This is a genomic window from Bifidobacterium sp. ESL0825 (assembly GCF_052606465.1).
Window position 1 is genome coordinate 1,166,880 of record NZ_CP199589.1, and the last position, 17,141, is coordinate 1,184,020.

Genomic DNA, 17,141 nt, shown 5'->3' on the forward strand with positions numbered 1-17,141 from the left:
CGAAATACGCTCAATACGTGAAAGCAGGAGCTACCAGGCCAGGTCGATGCCTGGGGTAACAGGCTCGGGAATCAGATGGATGCCGAAGGTGGAATCCACACCTTTCTGGATGGCACGGGCCAAGGCCACCAAGTCGTCTGAGCGAGCACCTCCGCGGTTGGTCAAGGCCAGTGTGTGCACATCAGACAGGGCGGCAGCCGACCCCTCTTCCAAGGCGAATCCCCTGTGGAAGCCTGCATGATCGATCAGCCAGGCTGCTGAGGTCTTGACCAATGCCGAGTCTTCGACAGGATAGCGCGGGGCATCCACCGGCAGGGCATCCGCGGCCTTGCTACTGATGATCGGATTGGTGAAGAAACTCCCGCAGCTATGACGGTCAAGCAGCACCCGCTCGCCCCTGGGGCCGTGAAGGTCATCCTGGACTGCCTCCAGAGCCTCTTCCAGGTCGGAGGTCCGACGGCAGGATCCCATCCAATCGGTCAGGTACCGGTAGGGATCCTCCAGCATCCCCTTGCCTGCTCTGACGCTCAGAACCGCCTGACGGATCCGCTCTAGGGGAAGGGTTGCCCCGACCTCCACACCCAGGGCCCTGGCCAGCTGGGCGGAACCCACCTGAGCGGCGGACCCGTGTCGCAGGACCAGGGTGACCGAAAGGACCACGTAGCGCGGCGTGGGGAAGAACCGTGCGTCGGGCACGGCCGGCGCCTGGTACATGGTCTGCTTGAGCAGGGAGGTCCTGTATCCGAAATCCAGATCCGAGGCCCGCAGATAGGCAGTGACCTTGTCCTGGCGGTCCCAGACCTCGACTGAGTCGACCAGGCGGCCGACCTCCTGGCCGTAGGCGCCGATGTTCTGGACCACCGAGGCCCCGACAGTCCCGGGGATGCCGGACAGTCCCTCTGCCCCGATCAGGTGCATGCGCACGCAGTAGGAGACCAGATCATCCCAATTGGTCCCAGCCGTTGCGTTGATGTGAACAACAGGAGCACCACCTTCAGGCGGAGCCACCTCGTCGGGCACGCTGATGTCCTGACGGATGTCACGCACAACCACGCCGGGAAAATCCTGGTCGGAGGCCAGCAGGTTGGATCCCCCGCCGATCAGGCAGAGGGGCAACCCCTTGGAATCCGCGTCCTCCACAGCCTCGATCATGCCCACACGGCTTCGGGGCTGAACGAAGGCAGCCATGCTCCCGCCCACACCCACAGTGGTGATATCGGCAAAGGTCGGAATGGTGTCTCTGGAGGATACGTCAGACATGCAATTCACTGTATCATCGTCCCCTTATGAGGGCCTCTCCCGAGCCGGAGCCATGCCAGACCTGAAATGCCCCCTGTCGCCCTTGGCGATCATCAATCGGCCATACTCGGATAGCAAAGCAAGGGCATCAAGGTGACTGCAAAGTCCTGTCTGACCCCCCTATCAGCTTTTCCTATAGCTTTCGCAAGACCCGCGCAGGGTCAGGGGACGATTAGCGGCGATAGATATTACCTATATGCCAGGTCGTTGACGGGCCTGCTTCCTGGGGGTTTTATGTGACAAGAGCTTTGGGAAGGGGAATCTCCAAAGCCCTGTTTCCGGACGAAGGGCACCGGAACCACCTGGACGCCTGACCGGGCGTTCATAGGACACATACCAGGAAATGAGCATGCAATGACAGAAGACAGAAGAACCCAGTTCCACCAGATAGCCCATGACCAGGGGAAACAAGCCTGGCTGACCTCCGCCTGGCAGCACCACATCGGGCACGAGTACGGTGCCGAGAATTTTGCCGCAGCCACCTTGGACTTCGTTCGCAAGTGGGATTGGGACTGGGTCAAGATCAACCCGAGGGCCATCTACTATGCCGAGGTCTGGGACGCAGTCTACGACAAGGATCACTATGATTGGCTGATCCCGCGCACCGTCCGCACGGCCATCCAGGAGGCAGGGGATATCGCCCGCATCGACTACCGCGATCCTGAAACCAATAAGGTGCTCCAAGAGCAGATCCAGGCTGCAAGAGGCATCCGAGACGGCCTTGAGGACCGAGCAGTCATCGACACGGTCTTCTCCCCGCTCTCAGTCCTCCTTCAGTTGGCCGATCTCCCCCTCTATCCCGAGGGGCAGGGCTCCGTGCAGGAGAATGACAGGGGCCTGAACAGACAGACGCTGATCTTCGACCAGCCCGAGGCGGCCAAGTCAGCGCTGGACAACATCGCCCGGACCCTTGCCGACTACGCTACCCTGCTGGTCAGCCCCAAGGAGCAAGGCGGGGCTGGTCTGGACGGCATCTTCTTCGCCGAGACGGGTCTGGCCAGCCATGGCTACTTCAACCAGGCGCAACTGGAGGAATGGGCCAAGCCCTATGACCGGATCGTGATCCAAGCGGTCAGACAGGCCAATCCGGAAGCCCTGGTCCTGGTGCATACCTGCCGGGAGGATGCCCATCCCGAAGAATTCACCGACCTGAATCCCGATTTTCTCCACTGGGACCAGTTCCGCCCAGGCAATCCTGAAATCAGCACCGACTTTCCAGCGGTACCCGTGGGAGGAGCCGACTTCGAACTCTTCAATCCGGGCAGCGACGTGGATCAGATCCGCCAGGAATTGAATCAGACCATTCAGGCCCGTCAAGGCCGTCCCTTCCTCCTGGCACCCTCATGCACCATCCCGACGCCCGCCGACGAGGAGGCCCTGCGCCTTCTGAGCAAAACCCGGGCCCCCAAGCAAGTCTGAAACCACAAACAACCCACCGACATCAACCGTCAAACTCCAAGGGAGACATCATGGTCATCACATCAAAGCAGCACCAGCCGCATCATGGCACCATCAGGGCAATGGTTGCCCTCATGATCACCATGGCCATGGCCGGGGCGCTGTCGGCCTGCGGATTGGGAGGCGACCAGGGCTCCTCTGCAGGATCGTCGGATCATGTGACCGTCGCTGCCATCTACCCCAAGACCGGTCTCTACGCCGAGTACGGCAAGATGTTCCAGCAGGGCTTCGACCTGGCCAAGGACCAGGCCAACAAGAAGGGCGGAATACAGGGCAAGCGCCTGGACATCGACTACTACGACACCCAATCAGACGCCAAACAGGATGCCGCCGTCGCCCCCAAGATCGCCTCCGATAAATCAGTCATCGCCGTTGTGGGCGACTACTCCTCGCCGGCCTCTTCAGCCGCATCGCCTATTTTCCAACAGGCCGGGCTGGTCCATTACGGCTTCAACAACTCCTCGCCGACCTTCACGAATTCGGGTGATCATGTATGGACACCTCAAATATCGCAGAAGACCTACCAGGAAGCCAACGCTGAGGCGGTGTCCAAGCGAGCCAAGAAGATCTCCGTTGTCTATATAGAAAACGACTGGGGGAAGGAATCCTTCCAGTACTTCAAGGAGGCTGCGGAACGGCTCGGGGTGCAGATCGTCTACCAGTCCTCCTATCTGCCCGATTCCACGGATCTGACTCCAATACTGATCCCGGCCAAGAATGCCGCCCCCGAGGCCGTGGTGGACATCGGTTACGGACCGGATGGGGCGCTGATCGCCAATACCCTGCGGGACAAACTGGACTATAAGGGACCCTTCTTCGGCGGTCAGGAGACCAAGGAGTTCCTCTCCCTGACCGGAGCGAACGCCCAAGGGGCCATTATTACCGGCGTCTTTTCGGCAACAGGCACCAAGGATGCGAAAGCCAAGGCTTTCGTCAAGAGCTTTGAGGACCGGTATCACACCGTCCCCGGCAACTTCGAAATCACTGCCTACCAGGCCATTATGGATCTGGCCTACGCAGGCGAGAAGACCAGCCCCACCAGGGAGGGCATTCAGGAGGCCCTAAGCAAGGTCAAGGACTTCCCGCTCTACCAAGGCCAGGGAGGGACTTTCCGATTCAACACCAAGACCCGCCGGGCGGATACGATCAAACCCATCCTCCTCCAGGTGGATCAGGGCAAATTCAAACAGATCGAGGAGTGAGCAGCGATCATGGTCGAGACGCTCTTTTCCGGACTCATCCACGGCGGTGTTTACGCTCTGGCCGCCGTGGGAATGTCCCTGGTCTTCGGAGTGACCAATGTGGCCAACTTCGCGCAAGGATCCCTGGTAGCGGTCGGGATGATGACGGCCTGGTGGGTGGGCTCCACCCTCGGTTGGGGGCTCGTTCCCACCATCCTGGCCGTCGTCCTGGTCACAGGCCTGGTCGGTCTGGTCACCAACCTCCTGGTCATCACTCCCCTGGAGGGCCGGCAGCCAATTGCAGCCCTCCTGGGCACCGTTGGCCTAGGACAGGTCCTGGATAACGGAATGCAGCTGATCTTCGGCTCTCAGACCAGGGCCTTCCCCCAGTTGCTGCCCACCCACAACCTGCATGCGTTGGGCATCAGCTTCGGCACCTCCGACCTGGTCATGGGTCTGGTTGCCCTGGCCAGCATGGTTGCGCTCTGGGCCTTCTTGACCTATGGCAGGATCGGACAGGCCATCAGGGCCACCTCCCAGGATTCCCAGGCCGCATTGCAGATGGGAGTACCTGTCACCTCCATTCGCACCATAGCCTTCGTTATCGGCTCGGTCCTGGCTGGTATCGCCGGAATTTTCATCGGCCTGTTCAAGACGAACATCAACCCCATGGACGGCAACACCATCGGCATGACGGCCTTCGTGGCCGCCGCCATCGGCGGGCTGGGCTCCATCCCCGGAGCCATCATCGGTGGCCTGGTGCTGGGTTTGGCCGAGGCCGTCGGCGTAGGACTCTTCGGCGATGGCGTGCACGACCTGATCACCTTCGGCACCCTCCTGCTGGTTCTGATCCTCAAGCCTTCAGGATTCCTGGGCCGCAAGGCAGACATGGGCAAGGAGCCCATGACCGGAACCCTCCCGGAAGCCGCCAGACCCATCCGTCTGCCGCTTTGGGCCAACCTCGGCCTTGCAGCAGCCGCCCTGGCCACCCCCTTCATTTTCTCCGACCATCTGGCCGGCATCGGGACCCAGGTTGCCATATACGCCATTGCCGCAGTGGGCCTGACGCTGATCTCAGGATCAGCCGGTCAGACCATCCTGGGGTTGGCGGGACCTGTGGCCGTGGGAGCCTACGCCTCGGCCCTGCTGACCATGCGTCTGCATTGGCCCTTCACCCTCTCCCTGCTGGGCGCGGCCGTCATCGCCGCCCTGGCCGCATCCCTGCTGACATTCCCGGTATGGAAGCTCAGTGGCCACTATGTGGCTATCGCCACCATAGGCGTTGGAGCAGTCATGGTCGCCATCATCCGCATCTGGGAACCTCTGACCAGGGGCTCGCTAGGTCTGCAGGGCATTCCCCTGCCGACATTCCTGGGCAAGCCGCTCTACACCCAGCAGATGCAATACCTGCTGGATCTGGTCATTCTTCTTCTGGTCCTTGCAGTGACCTCCCGGATCCGGTCCTCACATCTGGGCCACGTCTTCGAGGCCATCGGCGAGGACGGACAAGCGGCCTGGTCCCTGGGGATCAGGACAGGGGCCTACAAGGCGCTGGCCTACGCCCTGGCATGCGGGTCGGCAGGTATCGCAGGAGCCCTGCTGGCACACCAGTACACCTATATCGACCCGACCCTCTTCAATCCGACCATGTCGACCCTGATTCTGACCATCATCGTCCTGGGTGGGATGAAGTCCCCGACCGGAGCCGTGATCGGCTCCCTGATCCTGGTAGGCGCCCCTGAACTGCTGCGCATCCTGCCCGAGGTGAGAATCATGGCCTACGGACTCGTCCTGATCATCTTCATCATCTGCAGACCACAAGGCCTGTTCTCAACCAAAAGGAGGGCATGATGACAGGCAGTCAGCATAGTCCCGAACCCGCACGCGACAATCCCGATCAACCCCTGCTCAGCGTGCGCGATCTGAGCAAGAGCTTCCAGGGACTGCAGGCGGTGGCCGACGTCAACATGGATCTGGCATCCGGCCAGGTGATAGGCATTATCGGCCCCAACGGATCAGGAAAGTCCACGACCATCAACCTGATCTGCGGCTTTCTCAAGCCCGACTCGGGCCAGATCAGCCTGAGGGGACGCACCGTGACCGGCCTGCCCGCTACGGACATGGCCGAGCAGGGGGTGTCCCGCACCTTCCAGAACGGCAGGGTCTTCCCGACCATGAGCGTTGAGGAGAACGTGGCCGTAGGATTCCATAGGCGCCTGGAAGCCCGCAGGCCCTTTCGCCGTCTGGAGAGGTGGCCCATCCTGCGATGGATCCCCCTGCTGACGCAGACCTGGCTGACGCTGGTGCCCGGTCCCGCCTGCGGGAGGGAGGCGGTCGCCGAACGCAAGGCCGTCCAGTCCGAGATCGACAGATTCAGCGAGCGCCTGGAGGAGCATCGCACCCAGGCCGCCTACACCCTGTCCTACGCCAACAGGCGCCGCACCGAGATCGCCAGAGCCCACGTCAGTTCCCCCGACATCCTGGTCTTGGACGAACCCACCGCAGGAATGAACCAGTCGGAGACGGCCGAGGTGTTGCAACAGCTCCTGGAGCTCAAGGCCCAGGGTCAGACCATGCTTCTGGTCGAGCACAAGATCGATCTGATCGAAGCACTTTGCGACCAGGTCATCGCCATGGACGGCGGCCGGATCATCGCCTCCGGACTTCCCAGGCAGGTCAGTGCCGACCCCCGCGTCATCACCGCATACCTGGGCGACCGCAGACCCCGCAACGATGCCCCCATGAACGGGCAGGCGGATGTTCTGGCCCGACAGAACGCCCTGGCTCCGGTCACCGCTGCGGAACCGATTGATGGCCAGGATCCCGACAGCACGGGAACCAGGCTGAGAGCCAAGGCTGAGGCCTCTGATGATGAGGGGAAGCCGACAGCCGAGGGGGAACGAACATTGCTCTCCCTGGATGGCGTCGATGTGAGCTATGGCCCGGTCAAGGCCCTGGACCATGTCAGTCTTCGCATTCCCCAAGGCGGCATCGTCTCGCTTCTGGGTGGAAACGCTTCAGGCAAGTCCACAACCATAAAGACCATCCTGGGCCTGCTGGCTCCAAAGGAGGGGACCATCCGTTTGGATGGACAGGAAATCACCCACTCCCCCACCAAGGATCGGGTCCGTTCCGGAATCGCCTCAGTTCCGGAGGCAAGAAGGGTCTTCGCGGCCATGAGCGTGGAGGAGAACCTGCGTATGGGCGCCTACACCCAAAGGGAGCGCAATCAGATCGAACAGGATCTGGATACCATATATGAGCGCTTCCCCCGCCTGGCCGAACGCCGCGGGCAGCAGGCCGGCACCCTTTCAGGAGGCGAGCAGCAGATGCTGGCCTTCGGCAGGGCCCTGATGAGCCATCCCCGGCTGATATGCATGGACGAGCCGACCATGGGCCTCTCGCCCAAGCTGGTCGACCAGGTGCTTGAGCAGATCGCCTCCCTTCGGGACCAGCTGGGCATCTCCATCCTTCTGGTCGAGCAGCAGGCCGAGCTGGCCCTGTCCATCGCCGACTACGGGTACGTGCTGCAGAACGGCTTGATCCGTCTGGAGGGGCCTGCCCGACAGCTCTTGAATGATGAACGTGTCCGCCAGGCATACCTGGGCAAGGCAACCTCCGATAGCGGGCGATAAGGAACACCTATGGGAGCAACCTTGCCTGAGGCTCTGAAAGAAGATTCGATGGTGGGCTAGCAAGGGATTCCCGACCGGACACAAGCATAGGGGCACAACTCGTATGAGCAAAGGATTTGCAACAAGAGCCGTCCATGACGGCTATGACTGTCAGAGCCAGGGCGGGGGCGCAGCCAGCGTCCCCATCTACCAGTCGGCCGCCTTTGACATGGTCACCGCCGACCGGGCAGACGCCCTGGCCGCCGGCGAAATTCAAGGATTCTCATACTCCCGCCTGGCCAACCCCACGGTCAAGGTCCTGGAGGACCGCCTGGCCAGTCTGGAGGGGGGCAAGGGGGCTGTAGCCATGGCCTCGGGGATGGCCGCCGTGTCGTCCGCCCTCATGTGCGCAGCCGAAGGTGGCGGGAGGCTGATCTCCCCTGTCGATCTTTATGGAACCTCCGTGGATACCATGAAGACCTTCTTTCCCAACTTCGGCATCGAAACAGATTTTGTGGACGACATCAACGACCTTGAGGCAGTGGAATCCCTGATCCAGGACGACACCAGGGCCATCTTCGCTGAGTCCGTGGCCAATCCGTCCACAGCCATAGCCGACATCCCTGGCCTGGCCGAACTGGCCCACCGGCATGGACTGGCCCTGATCATCGACAATACGGTGCCCACGCCATACCTGCTCAATCCGATCGACTTCGGCGCCGACATCGTCGTGCATTCGACCACCAAGGGGATCAGCGGCCACGGCAATGCCCTGGGCGGGGTCATCGTGGATGCGGGACGGTTCGACTGGGGCAATGGCCGCTTCCCGCAGATGAGCCAGCCCGAGCTGATCATCAGCGACGAGCGGCACGGGTCCATGGTCAGCTTTCTGGATGCCTTCGGCAAGATGGCCTTCCTGCACAGGGTCCATACCAAGTACCTGCACACCTTTGGGGCGGTCATGAGTCCCTTCACCGCCTATCTGCAGCTGACGGGCCTTGAGACTCTGGCCCAGCGGGTCGCCACCGAGGTGAAAACGGCAACAACCCTGGCCCGCCACCTGCTGACCATTCCCCAAGTGGAGCAGGTCAATTATTCGGGCATACCCGAGGGGCGGCACCAGGGCGATGCAGATCAGCAGAACCACCTGGCATCGACCCTGCTGCCCAAGGGCGTCGGCACGATTCTCTCCTTCAAGGTCCAAGGGGGCTACGAGCAGGTCAAGCGCATCGTGGACTCGGTGCGTCTCATGAGCTACATGCCCAACATCGGCGACTGCCGCACCCTGATTGTGGACCCGGCCAGGATCACCCACAGGGAGGTTCCAGAACCCTACCGCCTCAGCGCCGGTGTGGGCGACGACCTGATTCGAATCTCCGTAGGCCTGGAGAACCCGGACGACCTGATCGCCGATCTGGATCAGGCCTTTGCGTCCGCCTACCAGGGCGCTCTCTGAAGGCTGAGCCCCTACATCGCCAAACCCGTTCTGCTTCCAACACTATCCGCAGATAATGCGGGGCAGGAACATAGGCGGATTTGCATAAGGAAGAACGCTTGTATAAAAAAGAACCCGACCAGATGGTCGGGTTCCGATGAAGCCAAAAGACGGGAAGAACTCAGCGGGTCTCCCGGTGCAGGGTATGCTTGCCGCAACGGGGGCAGAACTTCTTGAGCTCCAGACGGTCAGGAGTGTTACGACGGTTCTTGGTCGTAATGTAATTACGCTCCTTGCACACGGTGCACGCCAGCGTAATGCCAGGACGGATATCTGCGGCTTTTGCCATGGTTCACCTCTATAGTCGTTGCACGACCGACGTATGTCGGCCACAGTAGCGAGGAAGAGACTCGAACTCTTGACCTTACGATTATGAGTCGTACGCTCTAGCCAGCTGAGCTACCCCGCCAGAGAGCCTCGGGTGAGAATCGGACTCACGACCTCTTCCTTACCAAGGAAGTGCTCTGCCACTGAGCTACCGAGGCGTGGCGGATAGAGGATTCGAACCTCTGAAGCATTACGCGGCTGATTTACAGTCAGCTCCCTTTGACCGCTTGGGAAATCCGCCATGCCGCACTAGAACCGGAGCTCCGTACGGCAACTTGCCTATAATGACATGTTTTTCTGTTTTCCGCAAGTCCCGATCCAACGTCGTGTCTTCCGCGTCAGGGCGGGACAAACCGGTCAGAAATCCCAGTCCTCGTCATCCGTCTCCACGGCCTTGCCCATGACGTAGGAGGAGCCAGAGCCGGAGAAGAAGTCGTGGTTCTCGTCGGCATTGGGGCTCAGGGATGCGATGATGGCCGGATTCACATCGGTGGTGTCCGAGGGGAAGAGGGCGGGATAGCCCAGGTTCATCAGGGCCTTGTTGCCGTTGTAGCGCAGGAACTTGGTGACATCCTCCACCAGGCCCACCCCGGAGTACAGGCTCTCGGTGTATTCTACCTCGTTGTCGTACAGGTCGCCCAGGAGCTCGTAGGTGTAGTCGCTCATGGCCTGACGCTCAGAGTCGGAGACCTTGGCCAGCCCCTTCTGGTACTTGTAGCCGATGTAGTAGCCATGCACGGCCTCATCCCGGATGATCAGGCGGATCAGATCGGCCGTGTTGGTCAGCTTGGCATGGCTGGAGAAGTACATGGGCAGGTAGAAGCCCGAGTAGAAGAGGAAGGACTCCAGCAGGGTGGAGGCCACCTTGCGCTTCAGGGGGTTGTCGCCCTCGTAGTAGTCCAGGACGATCTGGGCCTTGCGCTGGAGGAACTCGTTGTGCTCGCTCCACTCGAAGGCGGCATCGATCTGAGGGGTGGAGGCCAGGGTGGAGAAAATGGAGGAGTAGGACTTGGCATGGACCGACTCCATGAAGGCGATGTTGGTGTAGACCGCCTCCTCATGGGGGGTCAGCGCATCCGGGATCAGGCTGACGGCGCCCACCGTCCCCTGAATGGTGTCCAGAAGGGTCAGGCCGGTGAAGACCCGCATGGTCAGGGTGTGCTCCTCCTCGCTCATAGACTGCCAGGAGGGCAGATCATTGCTGACGGGAACCTTCTCAGGCAGCCAGAAGTTGCCGGTCAGACGGTCCCAGACCTCCAGGTCCTTCTCGTCCTCCAGACGATTCCAGTTGATGGCGGAGACCCGGTCGATCAGCTTCAGCGGCTGCCGGGGAATGGAAATGGGTGGGACCATGGTTGATTGCTCCTTGTTGGATGGGTGTTCGACAGTGCGAAGCGGATCAAGACTGGACCGTCAGTCTACCGCATGGACGGACCTGACCTGTGGATGCGGATGCCAAAGGGCCGGCGCCGCCCTCAAAGACGGCACCGACCAGGGATTGCACATTCCTGAGGACAGGCGCCTTAGAGCATGCAGCTGACGCAGCCCTCGACCTCGGTGCCCTCCAGCGCCTGCTGGCGGATCCTGATGTAGTAGAGGGTCTTGATCCCCTTGCGCCAAGCGTAGATCTGAGCCTTGTTCAGGTCGCGTGTGGTGGCCGTGTCTGGGAAGAAGAGGGTCAGCGAGAGCCCCTGGTCCACATGCTGGGTGGCCTCGGCGTAGGTGTCCACGATCTTCTTCCAGCCGATCTCGTAGGCATCCTCGAAGTAGTCCAGGTTCTCGTTGGTCATGTAGGGGGCCGGGTAGTAGACGCGCCCGATCTTGCCCTCCTTGCGGATCTCGATCTTGGAGGCGATCGGGTGGATGGAGCTGGTGGAGTGGTTGATGTAGGAGATGGACCCGGTCGGGGGGACGGCCTGGAGGTTCTGGTTGTAGATGCCGTCCTTGAGGATGGACGCCTGGAGTTCCTTCCAGTCCTCCACCGTGGGGATGTGGACCTGATACTGGTCGAAGAGGTCCTTGATCCGCTGGGTCCTGGGCTCCAGGGAACGGCTGCCCTCGGTGTACTTGTCGAAGTAGTTCCCCTGTCCTGCCGGCTTGGCGTAGTCGGACTTGGCGAAGGAGGCGAAGGCCTTCCCCCGCTCCACGGCTAGGGCATGGGAGGCCCTGTAGGCGTGGTAGGCCACGGTCATGAAGTACATGTCCGTGAAGTCCAGCCCCTCCTCGGACCCGTAGTGGATGCCCTCGCGGGCCAGGAAGCCATGGAGGTTCATCTGACCCAGGCCGATGGCATGGCCTTCATCGTTGCCCCTCTTGATGGAGGGGACGGCTTCGATGTTGGTGTGGTCGGAGACGGAGGTCAGGGCCCGCACCGAGGTTTCGACCGTGTCAGCCAGGCCGCCGTCCATGGCCTTGGCGATGTTCAGGGACCCCAGGTTGCATGAGATGTCGCGGCCGATATGCTCGTAGTTCAGGTTCTCGGAGTAGGTGCTGGGCTCCTGGACCTGCAGAATCTCCGAGCAGAGGTTGGACATGGTGATCCGGCCGTCGATGGGGTTGGCCTTGTTGACCGTGTCCTCGAAGAGGATATAGGGGTAGCCGGACTCGAACTGGATCTCGGCCAGGGTCATGAAGAAGTCACGGGCGTCGATGTACTTCTTGTGGATCCGCTTGTCCTTGACCATCTCCTCATAGTGCTCGGTGATGGGAATGTCAGCGAAGGGCTTGCCGTAGACCCGCTCCACGTCGTAGGGCGAGAAGAGGGCCATGGGCTCCTTGCGCTTGGCCAGCTCGAAGGTGATGTCGGGGATGACCACGCCCAGGGCCAGGGACTTGATGCGGATCTTCTCATCCGCATTCTCCCGCTTAGTGTCCAGGAAGCGCATGATGTCGGGGTGGTGGGCCGACAGGTAGACGGCGCCGGCACCCTGGCGGGCGCCCAGCTGGTTGGCGTAGGAGAAGGAATCCTCCAGGAGCTTCATGACCGGGACCACGCCGCTGGACTGGTTCTCGATGTGCTTGATGGGCGCGCCCATCTCGCGCAGGTTGCTGAGCAGCAGGGCCACGCCGCCGCCCCTCTTGGACAGCTGCAGGGCGGCGTTGACGCCGCGGGAGATGGACTCCATGTTGTCCTCGATGCGCACCAGGAAGCAGGAGACCGGCTCGCCGCGCTGGGCCTTGCCCAGGTTCAGGAAGGTGGGTGTAGCGGGCTGGAAGCGGCCGGAGATGATCTCGTCCGTGTACTTCATGGCGGCCTGCTCGTCCCCGTCGGCCAGTTCCAGGGCCACGGCCACGCAGCGCTGGGGGAAGTCCTCCAGGTAGCGCTTGCCGTCGAAGGTCTTCAGCGCGTAGGAGGTGTAGAACTTGAAGGCGCCCAGGAAGGTCTCGAATTCGAAGCCGCTCTCGGCCGCATGCCGGTAGATCCTGTCCAGGAACTCAGGGGTGTAACGATCGAAGACCTTCCGGTCGTAGTACTCGTGATCCAGGAGGTAGGCGATCCTTTCGGCCGTGGAGGGGAAGGTCATGGTGTTGGGCCGCACGTGCCGGTCCATGTACTGGCGCTCGGCCTCGTGGTCCTTGTCGAACTGGATCCTGCCGTCCTTGTCGTACAGGTTCAGCATGGCGTTCAGGGCATGGTAGTCGTGAGCCGGATCGAAGGTCTCCTCATCCTCGGATGCGGTCCTGTCCAGGGCCAGGGACGTGTCCTCGTTTGCTCCCATCGGGTGTCCTTTCATGAGTTTTGCGGTGATGATGCGTGTAATGAAATTGGCTCAGGACTCGGGGTGGTTGCGGAAGAAATCCACAACCCCGCGGCGGACCTTCTCCTGGTCCTCCTTGGTGCCCATGAGCTCGAAATAGTAGAGGAAGGGCACATTGCACTTGCGGGAGATGATGTCCCCCGCCATGCAGAAGGCCTCCCCGAAGTTGGTGTTGCCCGAGGCGATGACCCCGCGGATGCCGGCCCGGTTGGCCGGGTCGTTCAGAAAGCGCTTGATCTGCGGCATGACCGCCTTCTTGGCCGATCCGCCCCCATAGGTGGGGACGATCAGGATGTAGGGCTGTCGAATGTTGAGCGGCGGGTCCTTGGGCCTCAGAGGGATGCGGAAGACGTCAATCCCCTCCTCATCCAAATGGCAGTTGGCGATGAACCGGGCGGTGTTGCGCGAGGCCGATGAGAAGTAGACCACAGCCCCCAGGCGCTGACCCTGGGCGGCGAACTCGGGAGCGCTGAGCTCCGAATCAGTTCCGGCGGTCTGCTGTTGCTCCATGCTTCCTCCTGATCAGGCCATCCAGAGCCTGTCTTGACGGTGATGCCCGCCCTGAGGACGGACCGATCAGAACCCGCCCAGCGCGAGCCTGAACTACTATATGTGCTGTTGATATCGGAAACGGTGAGCATATATAGGGTTTTCTGTGCCCAATATCACACCGTCTCCAACTGGCCTAGAAGTAACTGGCCTAGAAGTCCCAGTCGTCGTCGTCCGTGGACTCGGAATGCCCCATGACGTAGGAGGAGCCCGAACCCGAGAAGAAATCATGGTTCTCGTTGGCCGATGGCGACAGGGCCGCCAGGATCTCCGAGCTGACATCGGTCTGGTCGGCTGCGAACCGGGCCGGGTAACCCAGGTTCATCAGCGCCTTGTTGGCATTGTAGCGGACGAAGGCGAAGACATCCTCGACGAAGGGGAAGCCCTCATAGATCTGCCCGGAGTAGACCATCTCCAGATCATAGAGCTTGTCCAGCAAATCGTTGGTGAACTTCTCCAGCATGGCCTGGTCGGCCTGGGTCCTCTCCTCCAGACCCCGCTGATACTTGTAGCCCGAGTAATAGCCATGGATGGCCTTGTCGCGCAGGATCAGCCGGATCATGTCAGCCGTGTTCATCAGCTTGGCATGGCTGGAGAAGTAGAGAGGCAGGTAGAAGCCCGCATAGAGCATAAGCGAGGAGAGCATGGTGGAGGCCACCTTGCGCTTCAGGGGATCCTCGCTGACATACTCGTGCAGGACCGTGTGGACGCGCTCCTGGAGGACGTCGTTGGCCACTGCCCAGCGGTAGGCCTTGTCGATTTCCTCGCTGGAGCAGAGGGTGGAGAAGACCGAGGAATAGGAGCGGGCATGGACCGACTGCATGAAGGCGATATTGGTGTAGATGGCCTGCTCCTGCTCGGTGCGGGCGTGATCGATCTGCACCAGCTCACCGATGGTGGCCTGGGTGGTGTCCAGCATGGTCAGCCCGGTGAAGACGCGGACCGTGGTCTGGCGCTCGTGATCGGTCAGCGTGTTCCAGGATGGGATGTCGTTGGACAGGGGCACCTTCTCGGGCAGCCAGAAGTTGGAGACCAGGCGGTTCCAGACCTCCAGATCCTTCTCGTCGGTGATCTTGTTCCAATTGACCGGGCGAATCCTGGCCTCAGGGGTGACACGGTACTGGGGCGGGGTGATGGATTGGCGCATCATCTCGTCGTCGGCATAGACGCCGGCCTCTGACTTGGTGCTCTCTTCGGTGCTTTCCTGCTGGCTCATGACAAAACCGCCTTTCGTGAATCAGTCGACTGCTGCTGGAGCTGCACTCCCATTCCGGCCAGAATGGCCCTGACCGCTTGAACATCCTCGGAGGTGCCCAGCAGCTCGAAGCGATAGAGCTCAGGGACGCCGCACCGGCGGGCTATCAACGGGCCGGCCGCACAATAGGCGCTGCCAAAGTTGCGGTTGCCCGAGGTGATGACCCCGCGGATCAGTCCGCGGTTGACCGGATTGTTCAGGAAGTGGATGACCTGCTTGGGCACGGCCCCCTTGGCTGACCCGCCCCCATAGGTGGGCACCAGCAGAAGGTAGGGCGCATCCATAACAGGCATGGGCTGGCGCCGTTCATACAGGGGGATGCGGATGGGCTCCTCCACGCCCAGCCGCTGCACAAAGCGGTGGGTGTTGTTGGAGACGCTGGAGAAATACACCAGTCTGGAGGCGCCATCGAGAGGATCGTGCCGATCCACATCTGCTGAAGACATAGTGACTGCTGCTCCTTGATAAACACTATATGTTGGATATGCTTGGCCAGCCAACCACAATATATAGGTTTATCCAAGACGACACAAGCTCACAGGAGCAAAACCGCCCCCGCTGTGACATTCCATACAACAGCAGGGACGGCAGTCAAATGCTTTTACGATTGCGCCAGCGCAACCTTCAGTCGGCGATCGGGTCCTGCGGCAAACCCTGTCGACGCAGGTCGGCGCAGACCTCCAGCACCCGGTCGTTGGCCTCCCTCTCCCCCACAGTGATGCGGATGCCCTCGCCAGGGAAGGTCCTGACCGACAAGCCTGCGTCGCGGAAACGCTGATCAGCCTGCGCGGAGGCCTGGCCCAGGGGCAGCCAGTAGTAGTTGGCCCGAGGTTGGGGGATCTTCCACCCCTGCTCCTGCAAACCAGCCAGTACTCTGGCCAGCTCCTGCTTGAGTGCCTGGACCCGTTCGGCCAGGCGGTCCTGTGCATCCAGGCTGGCCATTGCCGCCGTCTGGGCCACATCGGTGACGCCGAAGGGCAGGGCCACCTTGTTCATGCCGGCGATGATCGGCTCGGCAGCCACGGCGTACCCGATCCGCAGACCGGCCAGTCCGTAGGCCTTGGAGAAGGTCCGGGCCACGATCACATTGGGATGCTCGCGCATGAGCGACAACCCGTCAGCGCGATCAGGATCGTCGTTGAACTGTATATAGGCCTCGTCAAAGAGCACCGGCAGATCCGCAGGCAGGGCCTGCAGCAGCCGTTCGGCCTGGCCGCGGTCGACGTTGGTCGCAGTCGGATTGTTGGGGTTGTTGACGATGACCAGCCTGGTGCGCTCGTTGACGGCGGCGATCATGGCCTCGATGTCATGCCGCCCCTCTTTATCCAAGGGCACGGGCACCCCTGTGGCTCCAGCCGAGGTGACGATGATGGGATAGGCCTCGAAGCTGCGCCAGGGGTAGACCACCTGGTCGCCATGACCGGCCACCAGGTCAACCAGCTGGGTGATGACCTCGGTGGACCCGCATCCCAGCTGAATGCATGCAGGATCCACCCCGTGCAGCTGAGCCAGCCGCTCCACCAGACGGGTGCCACGCATGTCCGGATAGCGGTTCAGATGGCCCAAGGCCTGCTCGAAGACGGTCTGGAGCACACCCGGCAGGGGCGGGTAGGGGTTCTCATTGCTGGAGATCTTGTAGCTGGTCAACCCGGGAACGGCTGGTGCCGGGCTGCCCTGCCGGTATCCGGGCAGGGAATCAATGCTGGCGCGATGACGATAGTACATGGGCACCATGCTAGTGGCCGCCATATGTCTCCGCGGTGTCTGTTCCGCTGCACGGTCTCCCGAGACGCGAATGGCCCCCGGTCCTTGCACAGGACCAGGGGCCACTATCACCGCCGCTTTACTTGAGGATGGCCAGAACGTCGCGCGCGGACACGATCAGATAGTCCTCGCCGCCGTAGTTGACCTCGGTGCCGCCATACTTGGAGTACAGAACCTTGTCGCCAACCTTGACATCCATGGGGATGCGCTCGCCCTTGTCATCACGACGGCCGGGGCCTGCCGCCAGCACCTCGCCCTGCTGGGGCTTCTCCTTGGCGGTATCGGGAATGACCAGCCCGGAAGCGGTCTTGGTCTCCGCCTCAGCCTGCTTGATGACGATCTTGTCTTCCAACGGTGTGAGTGAAATCGACACTGTGGACCTCCTACATCTTGTGAGAACAGCCAATGAACCCACGCCGGAACGTCGATGAGAGGCTGACG

The 17,141-nt window shown here is 61.5% G+C and carries 14 protein-coding genes and 3 tRNA genes; 5 read left to right on the forward strand and 12 right to left on the reverse strand.

Features of this window, described 5'->3' with window-relative positions:
* Positions 1 to 30 precede the first annotated feature (30 nt).
* A complete protein-coding gene (locus tag ACUIAG_RS05115) occupies positions 31 to 1,260 on the reverse strand; it encodes an FAD-binding protein (RefSeq protein ID WP_445339242.1) in 1,230 nt (409 codons plus the stop codon).
* 393 nt (positions 1,261 to 1,653) lie between these two features.
* On the opposite strand from ACUIAG_RS05115, the gene ACUIAG_RS05120 reads away from it, so the two are divergent.
* From ACUIAG_RS05120 to ACUIAG_RS05140, 5 genes are all read left to right on the forward strand, one after another.
* A complete protein-coding gene (locus ACUIAG_RS05120; RefSeq protein ID WP_445339243.1) occupies positions 1,654 to 2,718 on the forward strand; it encodes a uroporphyrinogen decarboxylase family protein in 1,065 nt (354 codons plus the stop codon).
* A gap of 50 nt (positions 2,719 to 2,768) precedes the next feature.
* Positions 2,769 to 3,959 carry an ABC transporter substrate-binding protein gene (locus ACUIAG_RS05125; protein WP_445339244.1) on the forward strand — a complete coding sequence of 397 codons (1,191 nt, stop codon included), beginning with the start codon at positions 2,769 to 2,771 and terminating at the stop codon, positions 3,957 to 3,959.
* A gap of 9 nt (positions 3,960 to 3,968) precedes the next feature.
* Positions 3,969 to 5,789 (forward strand): ABC transporter permease, encoded by a 1,821-nt coding sequence (locus ACUIAG_RS05130; protein ID WP_445339245.1) that lies wholly within the window; start codon positions 3,969 to 3,971, stop codon positions 5,787 to 5,789.
* Entirely contained in the window at positions 5,789 to 7,573 is a 1,785-nt protein-coding gene (locus ACUIAG_RS05135; protein ID WP_445339246.1) for an ATP-binding cassette domain-containing protein, read from the forward strand. The genes ACUIAG_RS05130 and ACUIAG_RS05135 overlap by 1 nt, the downstream gene beginning before the upstream one ends.
* A 103-nt stretch (positions 7,574 to 7,676) precedes the next feature.
* Entirely contained in the window at positions 7,677 to 9,008 is a 1,332-nt protein-coding gene (locus ACUIAG_RS05140; RefSeq protein ID WP_445339247.1) for an O-acetylhomoserine aminocarboxypropyltransferase/cysteine synthase family protein, read from the forward strand.
* Positions 9,009 to 9,168: 160 nt separating this feature from the next.
* Here the strand turns inward: ACUIAG_RS05140 and rpmG are convergent, their stop codons facing one another.
* The 11 genes from rpmG to groES all read right to left on the reverse strand — a co-directional run bounded on the left by rpmG (position 9,169) and on the right by groES (position 17,073).
* On the reverse strand, positions 9,169 to 9,336 hold the full coding sequence (gene rpmG / locus ACUIAG_RS05145) for a 50S ribosomal protein L33 (protein WP_015022386.1): 168 nt from the start codon (positions 9,334 to 9,336) through the stop codon (positions 9,169 to 9,171).
* 46 nt (positions 9,337 to 9,382) lie between these two features.
* Positions 9,383 to 9,456 (reverse strand) — tRNA-Met (locus ACUIAG_RS05150).
* 4 nt (positions 9,457 to 9,460) lie between these two features.
* Positions 9,461 to 9,532, reverse strand: a tRNA-Thr gene (locus ACUIAG_RS05155).
* Between the two features lies 1 nt (position 9,533).
* A tRNA-Tyr gene (locus tag ACUIAG_RS05160) sits at positions 9,534 to 9,615 on the reverse strand.
* A 116-nt stretch (positions 9,616 to 9,731) separates the two neighbouring features.
* Positions 9,732 to 10,727: a class 1b ribonucleoside-diphosphate reductase subunit beta gene (gene nrdF, locus ACUIAG_RS05165; protein ID WP_045924827.1), complete on the reverse strand. Its 996-nt coding sequence runs from the start codon at positions 10,725 to 10,727 to the stop codon at positions 9,732 to 9,734.
* Between the two features lie 170 nt (positions 10,728 to 10,897).
* The gene (nrdE, locus tag ACUIAG_RS05170; protein ID WP_445339248.1) at positions 10,898 to 13,093 is read right to left on the reverse strand and encodes a class 1b ribonucleoside-diphosphate reductase subunit alpha; all 2,196 of its coding nucleotides are present in this window, start codon (positions 13,091 to 13,093) and stop codon (positions 10,898 to 10,900) included.
* A gap of 51 nt (positions 13,094 to 13,144) precedes the next feature.
* Complete coding sequence (gene nrdI / locus ACUIAG_RS05175) at positions 13,145 to 13,642, reverse strand: class Ib ribonucleoside-diphosphate reductase assembly flavoprotein NrdI (protein WP_101432834.1); 498 nt, start codon at positions 13,640 to 13,642, stop codon at positions 13,145 to 13,147.
* 190 nt (positions 13,643 to 13,832) lie between these two features.
* Positions 13,833 to 14,828: a class 1b ribonucleoside-diphosphate reductase subunit beta gene (gene nrdF / locus ACUIAG_RS05180; protein WP_045925134.1), complete on the reverse strand. Its 996-nt coding sequence runs from the start codon at positions 14,826 to 14,828 to the stop codon at positions 13,833 to 13,835.
* A gap of 65 nt (positions 14,829 to 14,893) precedes the next feature.
* Complete coding sequence (gene nrdI / locus ACUIAG_RS05185; protein ID WP_445339249.1) at positions 14,894 to 15,382, reverse strand: class Ib ribonucleoside-diphosphate reductase assembly flavoprotein NrdI; 489 nt, start codon at positions 15,380 to 15,382, stop codon at positions 14,894 to 14,896.
* Positions 15,383 to 15,560: 178 nt separating this feature from the next.
* A complete protein-coding gene (locus tag ACUIAG_RS05190; protein ID WP_445340376.1) occupies positions 15,561 to 16,661 on the reverse strand; it encodes a histidinol-phosphate transaminase in 1,101 nt (366 codons plus the stop codon).
* Positions 16,662 to 16,779: 118 nt separating this feature from the next.
* Positions 16,780 to 17,073, reverse strand: a complete 294-nt coding sequence (gene groES, locus ACUIAG_RS05195) for a co-chaperone GroES (protein ID WP_015022393.1) — start codon at positions 17,071 to 17,073, stop codon at positions 16,780 to 16,782.
* Between the last annotated feature and the right edge of the window lie 68 nt (positions 17,074 to 17,141).